Source organism: Brevibacterium sp. UCMA 11754 (assembly GCF_021532275.1).
Lineage (GTDB): Bacteria > Actinomycetota > Actinomycetes > Actinomycetales > Brevibacteriaceae > Brevibacterium.
Genome location: NZ_JACBOT010000009.1, coordinates 147,337 through 165,679, shown reverse-complemented (window position 1 = coordinate 165,679; position 18,343 = coordinate 147,337). Strand labels below are relative to the sequence as shown.

At 62.2% G+C, this 18,343-nt stretch carries 14 protein-coding genes; 11 read left to right on the top strand and 3 right to left on the bottom strand.

The window, feature by feature from the left end; translation table 11 throughout:
* Window positions 1-36 precede the first annotated feature (36 nt).
* From ruvB to HX613_RS05365, 5 genes are all read left to right on the top strand, one after another.
* On the top strand, window positions 37-1,080 hold the full coding sequence (gene ruvB / locus HX613_RS05385) for a Holliday junction branch migration DNA helicase RuvB (protein ID WP_235344414.1): 1,044 nt from the start codon (window positions 37-39) through the stop codon (window positions 1,078-1,080).
* 81 nt (window positions 1,081-1,161) lie between these two features.
* Window positions 1,162-1,770 (top strand): preprotein translocase subunit YajC, encoded by a 609-nt coding sequence (locus HX613_RS05380; protein WP_235344387.1) that lies wholly within the window; start codon window positions 1,162-1,164, stop codon window positions 1,768-1,770.
* A 33-nt stretch (window positions 1,771-1,803) separates the two neighbouring features.
* On the top strand, window positions 1,804-4,128 hold the full coding sequence (secD, locus tag HX613_RS05375; protein WP_235344386.1) for a protein translocase subunit SecD: 2,325 nt from the start codon (window positions 1,804-1,806) through the stop codon (window positions 4,126-4,128).
* Window positions 4,125-5,141, top strand: a complete 1,017-nt coding sequence (gene secF, locus HX613_RS05370) for a protein translocase subunit SecF (RefSeq protein ID WP_235344385.1) — start codon at window positions 4,125-4,127, stop codon at window positions 5,139-5,141. Before secD ends, secF begins: the two co-directional genes overlap by 4 nt.
* A 16-nt stretch (window positions 5,142-5,157) precedes the next feature.
* Entirely contained in the window at window positions 5,158-7,455 is a 2,298-nt protein-coding gene (locus HX613_RS05365) for a RelA/SpoT family protein (RefSeq protein WP_328284905.1), read from the top strand.
* A 32-nt stretch (window positions 7,456-7,487) separates the two neighbouring features.
* Here HX613_RS05365 and HX613_RS05360 read toward each other — a convergent pair whose 3' ends face one another.
* Both HX613_RS05360 and HX613_RS05355 read right to left on the bottom strand, forming a co-directional pair.
* Entirely contained in the window at window positions 7,488-8,048 is a 561-nt protein-coding gene (locus HX613_RS05360) for a hypothetical protein (protein ID WP_235344384.1), read from the bottom strand.
* Between the two features lie 96 nt (window positions 8,049-8,144).
* Window positions 8,145-9,497: a DUF349 domain-containing protein gene (locus HX613_RS05355; RefSeq protein ID WP_235344383.1), complete on the bottom strand. Its 1,353-nt coding sequence runs from the start codon at window positions 9,495-9,497 to the stop codon at window positions 8,145-8,147.
* Between the two features lie 119 nt (window positions 9,498-9,616).
* Between HX613_RS05355 and HX613_RS05350 the strand changes: the two genes are divergently transcribed.
* Together HX613_RS05350 and hisS are read left to right on the top strand one after the other, a co-directional pair.
* Window positions 9,617-10,261: an MBL fold metallo-hydrolase gene (locus HX613_RS05350; RefSeq protein WP_198396307.1), complete on the top strand. Its 645-nt coding sequence runs from the start codon at window positions 9,617-9,619 to the stop codon at window positions 10,259-10,261.
* Between the two features lie 109 nt (window positions 10,262-10,370).
* A complete protein-coding gene (gene hisS, locus HX613_RS05345; RefSeq protein ID WP_235344382.1) occupies window positions 10,371-11,705 on the top strand; it encodes a histidine--tRNA ligase in 1,335 nt (444 codons plus the stop codon).
* 54 nt (window positions 11,706-11,759) lie between these two features.
* On the opposite strand, the gene HX613_RS05340 is transcribed toward hisS, so the two are convergent.
* A complete protein-coding gene (locus HX613_RS05340) occupies window positions 11,760-12,134 on the bottom strand; it encodes an ArsR/SmtB family transcription factor (protein WP_235344381.1) in 375 nt (124 codons plus the stop codon).
* A gap of 119 nt (window positions 12,135-12,253) precedes the next feature.
* On the opposite strand from HX613_RS05340, the gene aspS reads away from it, so the two are divergent.
* From aspS to rpsD, 4 genes are all read left to right on the top strand, one after another.
* The gene (gene aspS, locus HX613_RS05335; RefSeq protein WP_235344380.1) at window positions 12,254-14,038 is read left to right on the top strand and encodes an aspartate--tRNA ligase; all 1,785 of its coding nucleotides are present in this window, start codon (window positions 12,254-12,256) and stop codon (window positions 14,036-14,038) included.
* Window positions 14,038-15,549, top strand: a complete 1,512-nt coding sequence (locus HX613_RS05330) for a replication-associated recombination protein A (RefSeq protein ID WP_235344379.1) — start codon at window positions 14,038-14,040, stop codon at window positions 15,547-15,549. The genes aspS and HX613_RS05330 overlap by 1 nt, the downstream gene beginning before the upstream one ends.
* Window positions 15,550-15,687: 138 nt before the next feature.
* Window positions 15,688-17,301 carry a cation:proton antiporter domain-containing protein gene (locus HX613_RS05325; protein WP_235344378.1) on the top strand — a complete coding sequence of 538 codons (1,614 nt, stop codon included), beginning with the start codon at window positions 15,688-15,690 and terminating at the stop codon, window positions 17,299-17,301.
* Window positions 17,302-17,601: 300 nt separating this feature from the next.
* Window positions 17,602-18,201 (top strand): 30S ribosomal protein S4, encoded by a 600-nt coding sequence (gene rpsD / locus HX613_RS05320; protein WP_186293019.1) that lies wholly within the window; start codon window positions 17,602-17,604, stop codon window positions 18,199-18,201.
* The last annotated feature ends 142 nt before the right edge of the window (window positions 18,202-18,343 follow it).

Here is an 18,343-nt window from a genome sequence, read left to right as displayed (position 1 = left end):
AACACCTCCTACGACGGTGGAACCAAGTCCTACGAAATGGAATTCGGCGATCAGGAACTGACCGGTGCAGAAGAGGAGCGTTTGGTCTCGGGGCGCGCGGAGACCGCCGAGCGCGATGCGGAAGCTGCGCTTCGTCCCAAAGGACTGCAGGATTTCATCGGCCAACCACAGGTCCGTGAACAGCTGTCCCTCGTGCTCGATGCTGCGAAAGCACGGAACAGGGCTCCCGACCACGTGCTGCTCTCGGGGCCTCCCGGCCTGGGGAAGACGACGCTGGCGATGATCATCGCGCATGAGATGCAGACGAGTCTGCGCGTCACCTCCGGGCCGGCAGTTCAGCATGCAGGAGATCTCGCAGCGATCCTCTCATCCTTGGAGGAAGGCGAAGTCCTCTTCATCGACGAAATCCACCGGATGGCTCGCGCCGCAGAAGAGATGCTCTATGTCGCGATGGAAGACTTCCGTGTCGATGTCATCGTCGGCAAAGGCCCCGGCGCCACAGCGATTCCGCTCGACCTGCCCCAGTTCACCATGGTCGGGGCCACGACTCGTTCTGGTCTGCTGCCCGCACCTCTGCGCGACCGGTTCGGATTCACCGGACTCTTAGACTTCTACTCAAGCGATGATCTCCTGACCGTCCTGAAGCGGTCAGCCCACATGCTCGGAATCGAAGCAGACCTTGCAGGTCTGAAAGAGATCTCAACCCGGTCTCGCGGCACTCCTCGAGTTGCCAACCGCCTCCTGCGAAGAGTCAGAGACTGGGCGCAGGTACGCGGAACCGGCATCATCGATGAGGCCGCAGCGCTCACGGCACTCAAGGTCTACGAGGTCGACGAACTTGGACTGGATCGTCTTGACCGTTCGGTGCTGCAAGTTCTGTGCAAACGTTTTGCCGGGGGGCCGGTTGGCCTTGGAACCATCGCTGTTTCCGTCGGAGAAGAGGCCGACACCGTTGAAACCGTATCGGAACCCTACCTTGTGCGAGAAGGACTCATCAGCCGCACTCCGCGCGGTCGAGTTGCGACGTCAGCAGCCTGGAAACACCTTGGGATGCAGATCCCAGCAAACTATGAGTTCTGATCCCGGCAATTGAGTTCGCCTTGAGTACTGAGTACGAACTAAGGTAGTGGACTGGTTCGTTCTTATGAAAGGTAGATACCTGTGGATTTATTGATCCCTCTCGCGCTTGCAGCGTTGCTCATTTTTTTCCTATTCAATTCTCGGCGTAAACAGAAGGCGCGTGCAGAGCAGATCAAGACTGGACTCGTCCCCGGGGCTACCGTGATGACGACGTTCGGTGTCTTCGGCACGGTCCTGTCCATCGACGATGAAAACAACCAGGTCACCATCGAGTCGAGCCCCGGCACTGTGCTCCGCGTTCACCGCCAGGCAATCGGCCAGATCAACAACCCTGAAACCGAAGGCGCTGCCGCCGGCGGCGCTGTTGCAGGATCTGCCGACGTAGCCGACGACGCTGAGGGCACGGATACCCCGGCGATCACCGACGCAGAACTCGACGCTATGAATGAGCGTAAGCGGGCCGAGTACACCGATAAGGATGCGGACCTTTCCGCAGACGATGTGGTTGACTCCGACACCGGGCTGAACACGGATGCTGATCAGGCCAAGGCCGACGATGCAGACTCCGTCATCGGCAACGATGCTCCCGGGGCTGAGCGTGCCGACGACGTTGTGGATGGTTCCGGTGACACCGATGCTGACGCATCAGGCACCGATTCTTCCGATCCTGAGAACAACAAGAAGAACTGACTTCGTTCACTGCACTCAATCGAAAGCTGAAACGTGTCTGATATTGAAGAAAAGCCACGTCCTGGTTTGCGCTTCGTGTGGCTGTCGATCGTCGCTGCACTGCTCCTCGGCGTCATTGCTGGCGGTGTCGTATGGTCAGATGCCACGACCACCCCGAAGCTCGCACTCGACCTCGAGGGCGGAACCTCGATCATCCTGGAGCCCCAGGTTTCAGAGGACACGGACATCAGCAAGGAACAGCTTGACCAAGCTGTGTCGATCATTCGACAGCGTGTGGACTCGACCGGTGTCTCCGAAGCCGAGATCACGACCCAAGGTGATCGCAACATCGTTGTGAACCTGCCGGGCAACCCGGACGAGGAGACACGCAACCTGGTCCGTTCTTCCGCGCAGCTCGTCTTCCGTCGAGTCGCACTCGTCGGTGACCCTCGTTCCCAGGAGGATATCCAGAAGGAACAGGAGAAGAGCGGCGGGGGAGAGCAGCAGGACCCCTCCGAAGGACTCACCGACGAGGAGAAGAAGCGCCTCGAAGATCTCACCGGTGGCGGTGCCGGTGCACAGGCCGACGGCAGCGGTCAGGGCGGCGCTGGAGCACAGGGCCAGGACAGCGGGGATGCACCTGCCGGTGGCGGCGAAGTTGCCAAGACCGGTGGTGGCGATGTTGCGAAGGCCGGCGGCAGCGATGTCGCCAACGCCGGTGGCAGCGTTCCCGGACCGGCAGGCAAGGACGCTGAGAAATCCGGAGAGAAGAGCGGCCAACAGGCGGCCGAGGCGAGCGGGTCCGGCAAGGGCGACGACACGAAGGTCACTGATTCGACGCCGCGACCGCTCTTCGACCCCGAGAAGGACGTCGACAAGTGGCAGACCGAGTCCATCATCAAGAAGTACTCGGAGCTCGACTGCACCGATCCGAAGAATCGGACCGGTGGACAGCAGCAGCCCTCCGATGAACCGGTCGTCGCCTGTGGCAAGGACGGAGAGGCCAAGTACATCTTGGGCCCCGTCGAACTCTCGGGCGAGCATCTCGCAGATGCCAACTTCGGCTATTCGACGGGCGCCAACGGAGTGCAGACCAACCAGCCTGCGGTGAACCTCAAGTTCGACGGCGTCGGGCGTGAGATCTTCAAGCAGATCACCTCGGACATCACCGGTAAGCAGCAGCCGTACAACCAGTTCGCCATCGCTCTTGACGGGAACGTGCTTTCGGCCCCGACATCGAACGTAGCGATCACTGACGGCAATGCCGAGATCTCGGGCAATTTCACTCTTGACGAGGCACAGACCCTGGCCGACCAGCTCAAGAACGGCTCTCTGCCGTTGAGCTTCCAGGTCCAGAGCGAGGATCAGATTTCGCCGACGTTGGGTACCAATTACCTCAATATCGGCCTGCTCACCGGTCTCGTCGGACTCATCCTCGTCGTCATCTATTCGCTCCTGCAGTACCGAGTGCTCGGCCTGGTCACGGTCTCGAGTCTTGTCGTCGCCGGAGTGCTGACTTATCTCCTGCTGCTTCTGGCTTCGTGGAGATACGGATATCGACTGTCATTGGCAGGTGTCGCCGGTATCATCATCGGCATCGGCATGGCGGCGGACTCGTTCATCGTCTACTTCGAACGAGTCAGAGACGAATTGCGCAGCGGCAGACAACTGCTGTCTGCAGTTGAGGTCGGTTGGGATCGTGCCAAGCGCACCATCTGGGCGTCCAAGGCAGTGAATATGCTCGCCGCAGTCATCCTCTATATCTTGGCTGTCGGTTCCGTGCGCGGGTTCGCCTTCACCCTGGGCCTGACGGTGATCATCGACGTCCTCATCGTCTTCCTGTTCACGCACCCAATGTTGGAAGTGCTCGCACGCACCAAGTTCTTCGGTCAGGGCCATCCGATGTCCGGTATGGATCCGAGGCTGTTGGGTGTCAAGCCCGCTGCCTACCGTGGCGCTCTGAACCTCAGCATCGACGATGACGAGAAGTCGCCGGAGGCACGCAGACGGGAGAAGGCTCGAATCCGCAAGGCAGGAATGTCCCCCGACGCTGAGGCGGATTCGGTTGAGGAGTCGACTGGCGAGTCGACAACTTCGCCGTCTGCATCGTCGAAGTCGAAGGTCGAAGCCGGATCCGAGTCATCCAGCCAGTCTCGTGGTACGACGACCAAACGGTCGAAGCAGTCTCGGTCCACCGATTCCGACGAGGTCTCTGATTTCACAGAGCCAGTCGATGAGGCGACCGAGAAGAAGTCGAAGAAGAAGACCACGTCGTCGACGAACTCGGCACGAACCGGTGGCACGATCGCAGAGCGTAAGGCGGCTGAGAAGAAGGCCGCCGAAGATTCTGCCGACAATGGCAAGGAGGCAGACAAGTGAAACGGTTCTTTGCCTGGGGCAACCGGCTCCACAACGGTGAGTCATCGATTCCCTTCGTCGGGAAGGCCAAACTCTGGCTGCTGATCACCGGCGGTCTGGTCCTTCTGTCACTGCTCGTGCCGTTGATCGCAGGATTCAACTTCGGCATTGCCTTCAAGGGCGGATCGCAGTTCCAGGTCGACCACGTCTCGGACACTGCGCCGGCCAAGGGCGAAGACATCGTCGCCGGGGTCGTGGACAATTCCGAACCACGTCTGACTCCTACGAGCGATACAGCTGTGAAGATCGAGACGAACCAGCTCAGCGATGACCAGATGCAGGAAGTGCGTGACGGTCTCGTGAGCGGATACGACGTCAAGGCAGAAGACGTCACATCCACGTTCGTCGGCCCCGAGTGGGGCCAGGATGTGACAGAGAAGATGATCCGTGCTCTCGTCATCTTCGTCGGCATCGCAATGATCGTGATGGCGCTGTACTTCCGGACTTGGAAGATGTCTCTGGCAGCGATCGTCGGGCTGTTGGTCGTCATGATCATCACGACGGGCATCTATTCCGCAACAGGGTTCGAGATCACCCCTGAGGCGGTGATCGGCTTCCTCACAGTCTTGAGCTTCTCGCTCTACGACACTGTGGTGGTCTTCGACAAGATCAGAGAGAATACGACCCGGTTCAAGGACAAACGCAATCTGAAATTCTCCGAGTTGGTCAACCTCGGCGTCAATCAGACAACAGTTCGTTCGATCAATACCTCTGTCGTGTCGGTGCTCCCGATCGCATCGATTCTCTTCATCGGTGTATTCCTGCTCGGCGCGGGAACTTTGGTCGACATCTCACTGTCGCTGTTCATCGGTACGATTGTGGCAGCAGCTTCGACGTTGTTCGTCGCCAGTCCTCTCTATGCCCTTCTGCGGGCAAATGAACCTGCGGTCAAGGAACAGGAAGAGGCCGTGCGTGAACTACGCTTGAAGAATGGAGCAGAAGATGTTCCACCGGTGATTCACGCCGAGGTCTGAGCAGAAAGGGGATGTCATGGCTTCTTCCGCCGATTCGCGCCGTCCGCGAGGCATCTCCCGCTTAGCTTGGTGGGCGGCCAGGGCGCAGAACAACCCTGGCTACCCACGCGTCCTCGGTCCGATGATCAGGGCTCTGCAGTCTAATCACCCGAAGGCCGACATCGACCTGGTGGTCCGGGCCTATCAGGTCGCAGAACAGGCCCACCGAGGTCAGACCCGCAGGTCGGGTGATGACTACATCACGCACCCCGTGGCCGTGGCCACGATCTTGGCTGAGATCGGTATGCTGCCGGTCACCCTCGCCGCCGCGCTGCTCCACGACACCGTCGAAGACACCTCCTACTCCTTGAAGGAACTCACCGAGGAGTTCGGTCCCGAGGTCGCCGCGATGGTCGACGGAGTGACGAAGCTCGACAAACTCACCTATGGCCAGGCCGCGCAGTCGGAGACCGTGCGGAAGATGATCGTGGCCATGGCCAAGGACATCCGTGTCCTCGTCATCAAACTTGCAGACCGTCTTCACAACGCCCGCACCTGGCGTTTCGTACCCGCCTCATCGAGCACGAAGAAGGCTCGTGAGACCCTCGAGATCTACGCCCCATTGGCTCACCGCCTCGGCATGAATACGATCAAGTGGGAACTTGAGGATCTGTCCTTCCAGGTTCTCCACCCGAAGGTCTACGACGAAGTGGTGCGACTCGTCGCCGATAGGGCACCTCAACGTGAGAAGTACCTGGCCACGGTCTCCAGCGAACTCCAATCGGAGCTCGCGCAGTCAAACATCGAAGCCGCGATCACAGGGCGACCGAAGCACTACTACTCGATCTATCAGAAGATGGTCGTCGGCGGTCACGAATTCGCCGACATCTACGACCTCGTCGGAGTTCGTGTCCTCGTCGAGACCGTTCGCGAGTGCTACGCCACGCTGGGGATAGTCCATGCCCGGTGGAATCCTGTCCCCGGACGGTTCAAAGACTACATCGCGATGCCGAAGTACAACATGTACCAGAGCCTGCACACGACGGTGATCGGACCGAACGGGAAACCCGTGGAGATCCAGATCCGAACCCATGAAATGGACCGGCGCGCAGAATTCGGCGTCGCCGCCCACTGGAAGTACAAGGATCGCCGCAACGTATCTAAGGCCGCGACGTCGAATACCGCACGGTCGGTCAAAGTCTCAGATGACGGCGAAGTTGACGACGCAGCATGGCTGCGGCAGTTGCTGGAATGGCAGCGCGAGGTCAGCGACCCCGATGAGTTCCTCGACAACCTCCGCTATGAGGTGAATTCGAAAGAGGTCTACGTCTTCACCCCCAAGGGTGACGTGATGAGCCTGCCGGCAGGGGCGACGCCCGTCGACTTCTCGTATGCGGTTCACACCGAGGTCGGGCACAAGACCATGGGCGCCCGGGTCAACGGTCGTCTCGTCGCGCTCGACACCGAGCTGAAGAACGGCGACTCGGTCGAAGTCTTCACCTCGAAAGATGAGAACGCAGGCCCCAGCCGTGACTGGTTGGGCTTCGTCAAGAGCCCTCGCGCACGCAGCAAGATCCGCCAGTGGTTCTCCAAAGAACGCCGCGAAGAAGCGATCGAGAACGGTCGCGAGCAGCTGGCGCGGGCAATGCGGCGTCACACGCTCTCCGCCTCGGCGCTGATGAGTCAGCAAGCGCTGCAGGTTGTGGCCACAGAGCTTCGCCTGCCCGATGTCACCGCGCTCTACGCCGCGATCGGCAACGGAGTGAGCTCGGCCGCCCACGTCGTTGATCTGTTGGCAAAAGAGGTTGGAGACGACGACGAAGAGACGGTACTGCCACCGTCACCGCGCAATCGCACAGGTCAGTCCTCGGGCCATCATTCCTCGTCCGGGGGAGTGACAGTCAAAGGCGTCGACGACGTCCTGGTGAAACTCGCCCGCTGCTGCACGCCGGTGCCCGGTGATGAGATCCTCGGATTCGTCACCCGTGGTTCTGGAGTCTCCGTGCACCGTGTGGACTGTCCCAACATTGCGTCCCTCGAGCGGGAGCCTGAGCGGATGGTCGATGTCTCCTGGGGGGAGACGACCAGCGGCATCTACCTTGTTCAGATTCAGGTCGAGGCCTTGGACCGCTCAGGTCTGCTCTCGGACATCACGAAGGTTCTCACCGAGACCCACGTCAACATCCTGTCCGCCTCGGTCGCCACGTCCCGGGCCCGAGTCGCCCAGTCGAAGTTCGTCTTCGAGATGAGCGACGCCAGCCATCTCGATACCGTACTCTCGGCAGTTCGCAAGGTCGAAGGGGTCTTCGACGTCTACCGCATCGCCGGGGGCTGAAGGCGACCCGGTTCATATTGTCTCGCAGAGGGTCAGCGTCTATCGCGGTCTGATGCGGCACAGGTCCGCTCGAAGACGGTTCGCATGTGGGCGACATATGGCCTGCGGGACATCTCCGCCAGATACATGCGGAACCGTTGTCTGGCTCTTCCGGGCAGTTCGTCGATGAGGTTCTTCACGACCTGGGCCGAACGTTCATCGGGGCTGCGCAGGTGGGGGAGCAGCAGGTCGTAGAGCGTTCTGTCCTCCGTGGTGATGGGCAGATCGCTGATCAGTTCCCATTCGTCGGGCGCAATGGTGAGCTCATGAACGACGACGTCGCAGCCGTCGACGTAGCGCCGCCTCGGATAGGTGATGAACGTCAGCGGACTCGGAGCTCTGCCAAGGCCGGTGTGAACCCACCACGCGATGTCATGGGAGAGCACAAGGCGCGGCGGGATCTGCGCCCGCAGCGCCGCCATGCGGTCCTCTGAGCTGAGCACAGCGCCCTTGCGGACCCAAGTGGACTCGGTCAGCCGCGTCAGCAGCCCGTCCAGCGTCAGTTCGGTGAGGTGCTCATAGCTGTAGTCGCGCAGATGAAACATCGCCTCCATACAGCCACTATTGCGCTGTATGGAGGCGTGTTCAAGACCGAAGACCCGATCTGTGGATAAACCGCGACTCATGGTCGCCAGGCTGTGGAAGCCCAATCAGCCCAATTCGGCAGCTGTCTGAGCCAGCTGGTCTCGCCAGGCCCGACGTGCGTCGAGTGCCGACTGTGCCTCAGCGACGGCCTTCTCGTCGCCACCGGCCTTCGCCTTCTCGTACTTCTGCTCCAGCTCGGCGATCGAATCGTCGAGCTGGCTCAGCGCACCGGACGTGCGTGCCTTGGTCTCCGGGTTGCTGCGCTTCCATTCGGCGCTTTCGGCATCGGAGAGGGCGCGTTCGACATCACGCAGCCCGTTCTCCATGCGGGACACATCAGCCCGAGGCACCTTGCCGGCAGCCTCCCACTCGTCCTGAATAACGCGCAGCTCCTTCTTCGCCACGGCAATATCACCGATCGGCAGCAGACCCTGCGCCCTGGCCAAGATCTCCTCTTTGGCCTCAAGGTTGCCCTTGTACTCCTCGTCGACGGCAGCATTCTCGGCATCTCGAGCCGCAAAGAAGACATCCTGGGCGGCACGGAAGCGCGCCCAGAGAGCATCATCGTCCTTGCGCGAGGCACGTGGAGCCTTCTTCCACTGGTTCATGAGGTCTTTGTACTTCTGCGACACATTGCGGAAGTCGGTCGAGTCTGACAGTGACTCCGCCTCGACGACGAGCTTCTCCTTGATCCGTTTGCCTTCGGAGTTCTGCTTGTCGAGCTCTGCGAAGAATTCCTTGCGCTTGTGCTCGAACGTGTTCCGAGCCTGCGAGAAGCGGCCCCACAGCTCCTGATCCACGGCACGCGGCAGTCTGGGACCGCTGCGCTGCATGTCCTTCCACTGGGCGAAGAGCTCACGCAGACGTGCCCCGGACTGCTTCCACTGGATCTTCGCGGGATCGCGCTTGGCCAGCGATTCAGCCTCGGCGACGATCTCTTCGCGTTCCTGTGCAGCCTCGAGCTTGGCCGCTTCCGCACGGGCAGCCTGCTTCGATTCGGTGGCCTGCGCATCCGAGATCAGGGTGTCCAAAGTGGCAGACAGGCCTTTGAGATCGCCGACGACATTGGCCTCCGGCAGGGTTTCCTGCAGGGTCTTCGCCGCCGAAGACACTTCGCGGCCGGGGGCACCGGCGGAGAGACGATTGCGGAGCAGTGCTGCGTTCTCCACCAGGTCGACGTACTTCTTGGCGAAGTACTCCAAGGCTTCCTCAGCGCTGGCATCGGGATACTGTCCGACCGCACGCTCGCCGTCGGCGGTGACGACGAAGACATTGCCCTCCTGGTCAGCGCGACCGTGCTCGATTGCGCGCCGGACTTCCGCATCATGATCAACGGTAGTCCCGGTCACGGTCTGCGCCGCCTGTGGACGGGGCAGAGAGGACGGGCGCGGGACCGGCTTCGGGGTCGGGGTCGACATGATTCTCACCTTGTTTCCATCGGTCGAACCTGCGGGACTCTGTGCCTGCAGATCACTCGATTTCCTGATTGACGTTATCCCAGCATAACCAAGCCCCATGCTCTGGATAGACTTTGAGCATGGATGTATTTGTGACCCGCGCCGAATTTCTCGAAGTCAACTGCTACGCCGTGCGTGCCGAAGGCCATGACGATGCCATCTTCGTCGACTCAGGATTCGACTGTGCCCCCGGTCTCGGCGACATCGTCGACGAGGAGAATCTGGTGCCTCGGGCCATCTTCCTCACCCACGGTCACCCCGACCACATCCTCGGACTGACCAACGTCCTGGCCCGCTGGAATGTGCCCGTCTACCTAGGCGACACCGACCACTATCGCTTGGACAAGCCCGCCGAGACTCTCAGCCCTCAGTTCGCCCAGATGCTCGAACCGCTCGTCAAGGATTGGTCAGCGCCCGAGGTCAACGCTCTCATCGACGCGCAGACGGTGGAGGTCGCAGGGCTGACGATCACTGCTGTGGCCGCACCCGGACACACGGAAGGTTCGACCCTGCTGCGGGTGCAGGCCGACGGTGAGGAGATCATCTTCACCGGCGATGTGGTCTTCGCCGGAGCGATCGGACGCGTCGACCTCCCAGGGGGAGACGCCTCGGCGATGGCAGAATCACTGCGGGCGTTCGCGACGCTGCCCGACGTTCCCATCTATCCTGGACACGGTCCAGGCTCCCGAGTCGGCCACGAACTGGCGACGAACCCGTTCTTCTAGAGACGAATCGGTTCTTCTAAAGACGAAGCGGTTCCGCGCGAGACGAACCAGACCAGCACCCACCAGGTACGACAACACCCATCAGAGACGAAGAGCACCAAGGAGAACAATGGCGAAGTCAGCCCGACTGTCCGGTTTCCCGGAACGACTTCCAGCAGAGCGCGTGATTGAGAGGTCGATCATCGACGTCCTCGAACACACCTTCGCGCTGCATGGATACTCGGCACTCAACCACCGTGCAGTCGAGCCGATCAGCCAGCTCGCCAAGGACGGAGAGATCGACAAAGAGATCTTCGCTGTCAGCCGCCTGCACTCCGAGGGCACCGAGCGCAATCCGCTGGGGCTGCACTTCGACCTCACTGTACCCCTGGCACGGTTCATCGCCGACAACGCGAACGAACTCTCCTTCCCGTTCAAAGCCGCCCGAATCCAGCCGGTGTGGCGCGGCGAACGCCCCCAGCAGGGCCGGTACCGCGAGTTCATCCAGGCCGATATCGACGTCATCGCCGAGGCGGAGCTGCCTGGACACTTCGAAGTTGAGATTCCGCTCGCCGTCGCCGATGCCTTCAATCGGCTGGCTCCACTGGGCGTGCCCGGGGTCAAGATCGTGGTCAACGATCGCAGGCTCCTCGAAGGGTTCGCGCGTGGCATCGGACTCACCGACATCCAGGCCGTCCTGCGCTGTCTCGACAAGTACGACAAGATCGGTCCCGCCGAGGTGGGCAGACTGTTGGCCGCGGAAGCCGCGGCCGACGAGGAGCAGCAGCGACTGTGCCTCGCACTGGCCGCGATCGAATCGGATTCGCCGGACTTCGCAGACGAGGTGTGTGCACTCGGCGTCGAACACCCCCTGCTCGACGAGGGTCTCGCCTCTCTGACCACGATGCTTCGCGCCGCCCATGAGCGAGCACCCGGCGTCGTTGTGGCGCAGCTGAAGATCGCGCGGGGACTCGACTATTACACAGGAGCGGTCTATGAGACGCAGCTGATCGGACACGAAGAACTCGGATCGGTGGCCTCGGGCGGTCGCTACGATTCACTCGTGACTGTGGGTAAGAAGAGCTACCCCGGTGTTGGGATGTCGATCGGCGTCTCGCGGCTCATGGCCTTCATCCTCGATGCCGACAGCGGCATCAAGGCCACGCGTGGAACACCGTCGGCTGTGGTCGTCGCCGTCACGGATGAGGACAAGCGCGGTGAGGCCGATGCGGTCGCCACCGCTCTGCGTGCCCGTGACATCGCCTGTGAGGTCTCACCGAGCGCTGCGAAGTTCGGAAAGCAGATTCGCTACGCCGAACGTCGGGAGATCCCCTTCGTATGGTTCACCGATGGTGAGAGTGGTCACGAAATCAAGGACATCCGCTCCGGGGAGCAGGCTCCGGCGGACCCTCAGACATGGGAGCCTGTCGCCGCCGACCGTCAGCCACGGGTGTACCGGGACTGAGATCGTTCGGACCGAATTCCTGCCTGGGCCGAGGTGTGAAGCCTCTGCCTAATGTCAGGAGCCGCTCGCGGGCGGGTCGGGCGCCAAGGATCCGTCGGGGGCGATGTGATCGAAGATCTCGCGCACCATTGTGACCACGTGCGGATCGTCGACGGTGTAGAAGATCCGACGCCCGTCCCGGCGAGACGAGATCAGGCCCGCCAATCTCATCTTCGCCAGATGCTGACTCACGGTGGGGACGGCCGCACCGATCGCCTCGGCGAGGGAAGAGACATCGAGTTCCTGGTTGACCAACGTCCAGACCAGACGGAGGCGAGTCCCGGAGGCGAGCATGCGAAAGGTCTCCGCAGCCACCTCGACCTGCGCCGAGGTGGGGTCTGTTCCCGCATCCGAGCCGAGATCCTCCGTGCCCGTGCCACCTGTGCTCATGTGATCCTCTTCCTCGTCGCCTGCGGCAGATGTCCTGCAGTGGGCCATGCCGGTAATCGAGTGGCGAGCGACTATCATTGTTCACGCGCTGCCACATAAACATCGTAAAGGAGCCCTAGGTGCTGCGAAGCCACAAAACCGGAAGCCTGCGAGCCTCACACGCAGGACAGACCGTCACCCTGACCGGGTGGGTCGACCGTCGTCGCGATCATGGAGGTGTCGCCTTCATCGATCTGCGTGACGCTTCGGGCATCGTCCAGGTCGTCGTCCGTGAGGACGACGCGCACTCGCTGCGCAACGAATCCGTCGTCAAGGTCACCGGCACCGTGTCCCTGCGTCCCGAGGGCAACACCAACGCCAACCTGCCGACCGGCGACATCGAAGTCATCGACACGAACGTCGAGATCCTCAGCCTCGCCGAGGCGCTGCCCTTCCAGGTCTCCGACCACGCCGAAGACGCCGGCACCGTCGGCGAGGAGACCCGCCTGCGCTACCGGTACCTCGACCTGCGTCGGTCCGGTCCGGCCTCCACCATGCGCCTGCGCTCGGCCGCGAACAAGGCGGCCCGCACGGTCCTCGACGAGCAGGAATTCCTCGAGATCGAGACACCGACCCTGACTCGGTCGACCCCCGAGGGCGCCCGCGACTTCCTCGTCCCCGCTCGCCTGCAGCCCGGTTCCTGGTACGCCCTGCCGCAGTCACCGCAGCTGTTCAAGCAGCTTCTGCAGGTCGCCGGTATGGAACGCTACTACCAGCTGGCGCGCTGCTACCGCGACGAGGACTTCCGCGCCGATAGGCAGCCCGAATTCACTCAGCTCGACATCGAGGCATCCTTCGTTGAGCAGGAAGACATCATCGAGCTTGCCGAGAAGATCCTCGTGGCTCTGTGGAAGCTCATCGGACACGAGATCACCACGCCGATCCCGCACATCACCTACGCCGAGGCGATGGAGAAGTACGGTAGCGACAAGCCTGATCTGCGCTTCGAACTCGAGCTGCACAACCTCACCGAATTCTTCCAGGACACCCCGTTCCGGGTCTTCCAGTCCGACTACGTCGGCTCGGTCGTCTACCCCGGCGGCGGCTCCCTGCCCCGCCGTCAGCTCGACGCCTGGCAGGACTGGGCCAAGCAGCGCGGCGCCAAGGGCCTTGCCTACGTGCTCGTGGCCGAAGACGGCACCCTGACCGGTCCCGTGGCCAAGAACATCTCCGATGAGGAGAAGGCAGGCCTCGTCGAAGCCGCAGGAGCCACCCCCGGTGACGCGATCTTCTTCGCCGCCGGTGATCCTGCGAGCTCGCGGGCTCTGCTGGGTGCCGCCCGCAATGAGATCGCCGAACGCACAGGACTCATCAAGGAAGGCGACTGGGCCTTCGTGTGGGTCGTCGACGCACCGCTCTTCGAATCGGCAGCCGCGGCTCAGGCCGCGGGCGACGTCGCCGTCGGTGAAGGAACATGGACCGCGGTCCACCACGCCTTCACCGCTCCGAAGCCCGAATTCCTCGACACCCTGGAGGCCGATCCGGGTGCCGCCCTGGCCTACGCCTACGACATTGTCTGCAACGGCAACGAGATCGGCGGCGGTTCGATCCGCATCCACCGCAAGGACATCCAGGAACGCGTGTTCAAGATCATGGGCATCTCCGAGGAAGACGCACAGGAGAAGTTCGGCTTCCTCCTCGAAGCCTTCAAGTTCGGCGCACCCCCTCACGGAGGCATCGCCTTCGGCTGGGACCGCATCGTGTCCCTGCTCGCCGGGGTCGACTCGATCCGCGAGGTCATCGCCTTCCCGAAGACGGGTGCCGGATACGATCCGCTCACCCAGGCTCCTGCACCGATCACCGATGCACAGCGTGCCGAGGCCGGCGTGGACTTCGAACCGGAAGATGACGACACCGAGGCCTGATGACCAACGGCCCTGACCTCTTCTCCTCCGATAGCCCGGACCAGGGATCTCCTGGTCCGGGCGTCGGCGGTTCTTCTGCCGGTTCGGGTCGAGCTCTCGATCCGCTGGCGGTGCGGATGCGTCCGCGCACCATCGCCGAGGTGGTCGGCCAAGACCATCTGACGTTCCCCGGCTCACCCCTCGTCCAACTCGTCGAGGCCAACGGGGGAGACCGGGCAGGAGCCTCCTCGGTGATCCTGTGGGGGCCTCCCGGGGTCGGCAAGACCACCCTGGCCCACGTCATATCCCATGCGCCGGGCCGCACCTTCGTCGAGATGTCCGCGATCACCGCCGGTGTCAAGGACGTGCGACAGGTGATCGAGAACGCCAGGCGCGAGCGCGACATGTATCAGCGCACGACCGTGCTGTTCCTCGACGAGATCCACCGGTTCTCGAAAGCACAGCAGGACGCTCTGCTGCCAGCGGTGGAGAACCGCCTCGTCGTGCTCGTGGCCGCGACGACCGAGAACCCATCGTTCTCCGTCATCTCCCCACTCCTGTCCCGCTCGCTTCTGCTTACGCTGCGTCCGCTCGACGATGCCGCCATCGCCGATCTCCTCGACCGTGCAGTCACCAGCGACCGAGGTTTGGCCGGCCAATTCGAACTCGAGCCTGCGGCGAAGGACTTCATCGTCCGCATCGCCGGTGCCGACGCCCGACGCTCCCTGACCATCCTCGAAGCCGCCGCTGGCATCGCTGCCGCACAGGCAGAGTTCGCACAGGCAGATGACGGAGACACGGCCGATGACTCGACTGATGACACGGCCGGTTCAGACGACGCGGACGACACAACCGAGTCGAATCAGACAGCGGATGATTCGGAAACTGATCGCAGCGCGATCCTCATCACCGAGGCCGCCTGTGCCGAGGCCAGCTCCGAAACTGTGCTGCGCTATGACAAGAACGGAGACCAGCACTACGATGTCGTCTCCGCATTCATCAAGTCGATTCGCGGCTCAGACGTCGATGCCGCGCTGCACTACCTGGCCAGGATGATCGTTGCCGGCGAAGACCCCCGCTTCATCGCGCGACGTGTCGTGATATCGGCTGCCGAGGACATCGGCATGGCCGATCCACAGGCCCTGCCGATCGCAGTGGCGGCATCAACAGCTGTGCAGAACATCGGCATGCCGGAAGGACGCATTCCGCTGGCCGAAGCGGTCACCTACCTGGCCATGGCTCCGAAGTCGAACGCGAGCTACCGCGCCCTCGACGCAGCCATCGCTGATGTCAAGAACGGGTTCTCGGGGCAGGTCCCGACACATCTGCGCGACGCTCACTATCCCGGCGCCAAGGAGCTCGGCCACGGCGAGGGCTACAAATACTCGCACGATCATCCTCACGGGGTTGCCGCCCAGGAATACCTGCCCGAGACACTGCGCGGGAAGCGCTACTACGAGCCGACAGGCAACGGGATGGAGCGCTCCTTAGGTGAGCGTCTCGAGATGCTGCAGAACCTCCTGCGACCCTGAGATCGGCACCGGCCTACCGATATTCGCCGCCGATTTCCTCCCTCTGGCCCCTGGGACGCGGTAGTTTTGTGCACAGGATGAAGGAGCGCCGCGGCCACGGTCGGTTTGCCGGCGACTGAGAGACTGAGGAGGGGCGACGTGCAGGACATCATCGTCACCATCGCGGCCGCTTTCGCTCTGGGGTTGGTGGCACGTGAACTGCGCATTCCTCCACTGGTGGGCTTCCTTGGTGCCGGATTCCTGCTTCACTTCCTCGGCTTCTCCGCTTTCGACGGTCTCGAACGGGTCTCCGACCTCGGCGTGGTTCTGCTCCTCTTCACCATCGGACTGAAGTTCGATCTGCGATCCCTCATCCAACCTGAGGCCTACGGCACGGCCGCGCTCCACCTGATCTCCAGCGTCCTCGTGGGGGCCGGCACGATCGGGTTGGCTGCGGTCATCGGCGTCGTGTCGCTCGACGGTGGACTGGGCACGGTCGGTCTGCTCGGATTCGCGCTGTCGTTCTCCTCAACGGTGCTCGTGGTCAAGGTCCTCGAAGACCGCTCCGACGATGGTTCGTACTACGGTCAGATCGCCATCGCCATCCTCGTCATCCAAGACATCGCCGCCGTCGCCTTCATCACCGTTGCAGGTGAGGAGCCGCCGAGTCTGTGGGCCTTCGCGCTCGTTCTCCTGATCCCCGCAGCATGGGTGCTGCGCCGCCTTCTCGACCGTGTCGGACGAGGCGAGCTGCTGGTGCTCTTCGGCGTGGTCATGGCGTTGGGCCCGGGATACGTGGCCTTCGAGTCCGTGGGCATCCATGGCGACCTGGGGTCCTTGGTGATGGGTCTGCTCTTTGCCAGCCATCCCAGATCCACCGAGTTGTCGAAGTCCCTGTTCAGCGTCAAGGAGCTCTTCCTCGTCGCCTTCTTCGTCGTCATCGGGCTGCAGGCGATCCCGACTTGGGCCGACCTGGTCATGGCACTCATCCTGTGTGTGATTCTCATCCCCTTCAACTTCCTCAGCTTCTATCTGATGGGTCGACTCTTCGGCCTGCGCAACCGGACCAGCATCCGCACCAGTCTCGCCTTGAGTAACTTCTCCGAATTCGCCCTCATCGTGGTGGCGGTCGGGGCAGCCAGCGGAGTGTTCGAGGACAGCTGGCTGACAGTGACTGCATTGGCCGTTGCGATCTCAATGATCATCTCCTCACTGGCCAACGCCTACAGTCTGCAGATCGTGGGCAGACTCGATGAGATCCTGCCCGATGAGAATGAGGCCAAACTGCGCCCACCGGATCGCCCGATCGACACAGGTGCCGCCGAGGTGGTGGTGCTGGGCATGGGCCGCATCGGCCGCGGTGCATATGAACGGTTGGTCGACCGAGGAGGTCTGTCCGTCATCGGTGTCGACAACGATCATCTGGTGGTGGAGGATCTCAAAGGCGAGAAGTTCAACGTCCTGGAGGGCGACGCCACAGACCACGAGTTCTGGCATCGCCTGGTCGTCGGTGGAACCGCCCGGACCGTGATTCTGGCTATGGCGATCCACGACTCGAACACCTTCGCACTCGAACAGCTGAGAATAGCCGGTTTCGACGGTGCCATCGCCGCAGTGGTCCAGCGTCAGGACCAGGCCGACGCCCTCTCCGCGGCAGGAGTTCACACCGTCGTCAACATCTATGGTGGTTCGGGAGCCGAAGTTGCCGATGCGGCAATGCGGCTGCCCACCACGCGAAGGCCCGACGGCGGAGCCGATCGCACCGGCGCCTGAGCATCAGAACCTTCCGGGCAGATATACTTTCTGCCCTGTGGTCAACCCGGCGGCAGAGTCGCGGCACATCGTTCGTGTCCCCGTTCTGTCGCTTTGCGCCGGGGGAGTGGAATCCGCTAAGATTGGTTGCTGTTGTGCCTGCACCCTAAAGGCGGTCGGTGCGAGCGGATCTCGACGCTCAATCCCTCTTTCCCATCCAGGGAAACAACCGTGTCGACTTGGGCGAGAACCCATGGCCGGTCGAGACACACCATATTGATGAAAGGTAATACAGTGCCAGCACCAGCACGTAACCGCCGGATGACGCGCGTCTCGCGCGCCCTCGGCATGCCGCTGACTCCGAAAGCGGAGAAGTACTTCGAGCGTCGCCCGTATCCTCCAGGCGAGCACGGCCGTGCACGTCGTCGCAATGACAGCGACTACTCGGTCCGTCTCAAGGAGAAGCAGCGTCTTCGCGCCCAGTACGGCATCCGCGAAGCTCAGATGCTCAAGATCTACAAAGAGTCCAGCCGCCTCTCCGGTCTGACCGGTGAGACCATGGTCGAGCTCCTCGAAATGCGTCTCGACGCACTGGTGCTGCGTTCGGGCTTCGCCCGGACCATCGCCCAGGCGCGTCAGTTCGTCGTGCACCGTCACATCACCGTTGACGGCCAGCGCGTCGATCGTCCTTCATTCCGCGTGAAGGAAGGACAGACCATCCAGGTTCACGAGCGCAGCGCATCGATGGATCCGTTCCAGGTCGCAGCAGCCGGTGGACACAAGGATGTTCTCCCTGCAGTTCCCGGCTACCTCAATGTCAACCTCGAAGGTCTGCAGACCACCCTGCTTCGTCGCCCTAAGCGCGAAGAGGTTCCTGTGACCGTTGATGTTCAGCTGGTCGTCGAGCACTACTCGCGCTGATCACCCCAGAGGGATCGCACGGCATCAACTGCCCGGAACGTCGAGTTCCGGGCAGTTGTGCATTCATACGCAAGTCGACGGCGCGCAGCGTCGGCACCTCGCATAATGCGGATGAGCCACTAAACTAATCACTGATGAGTGC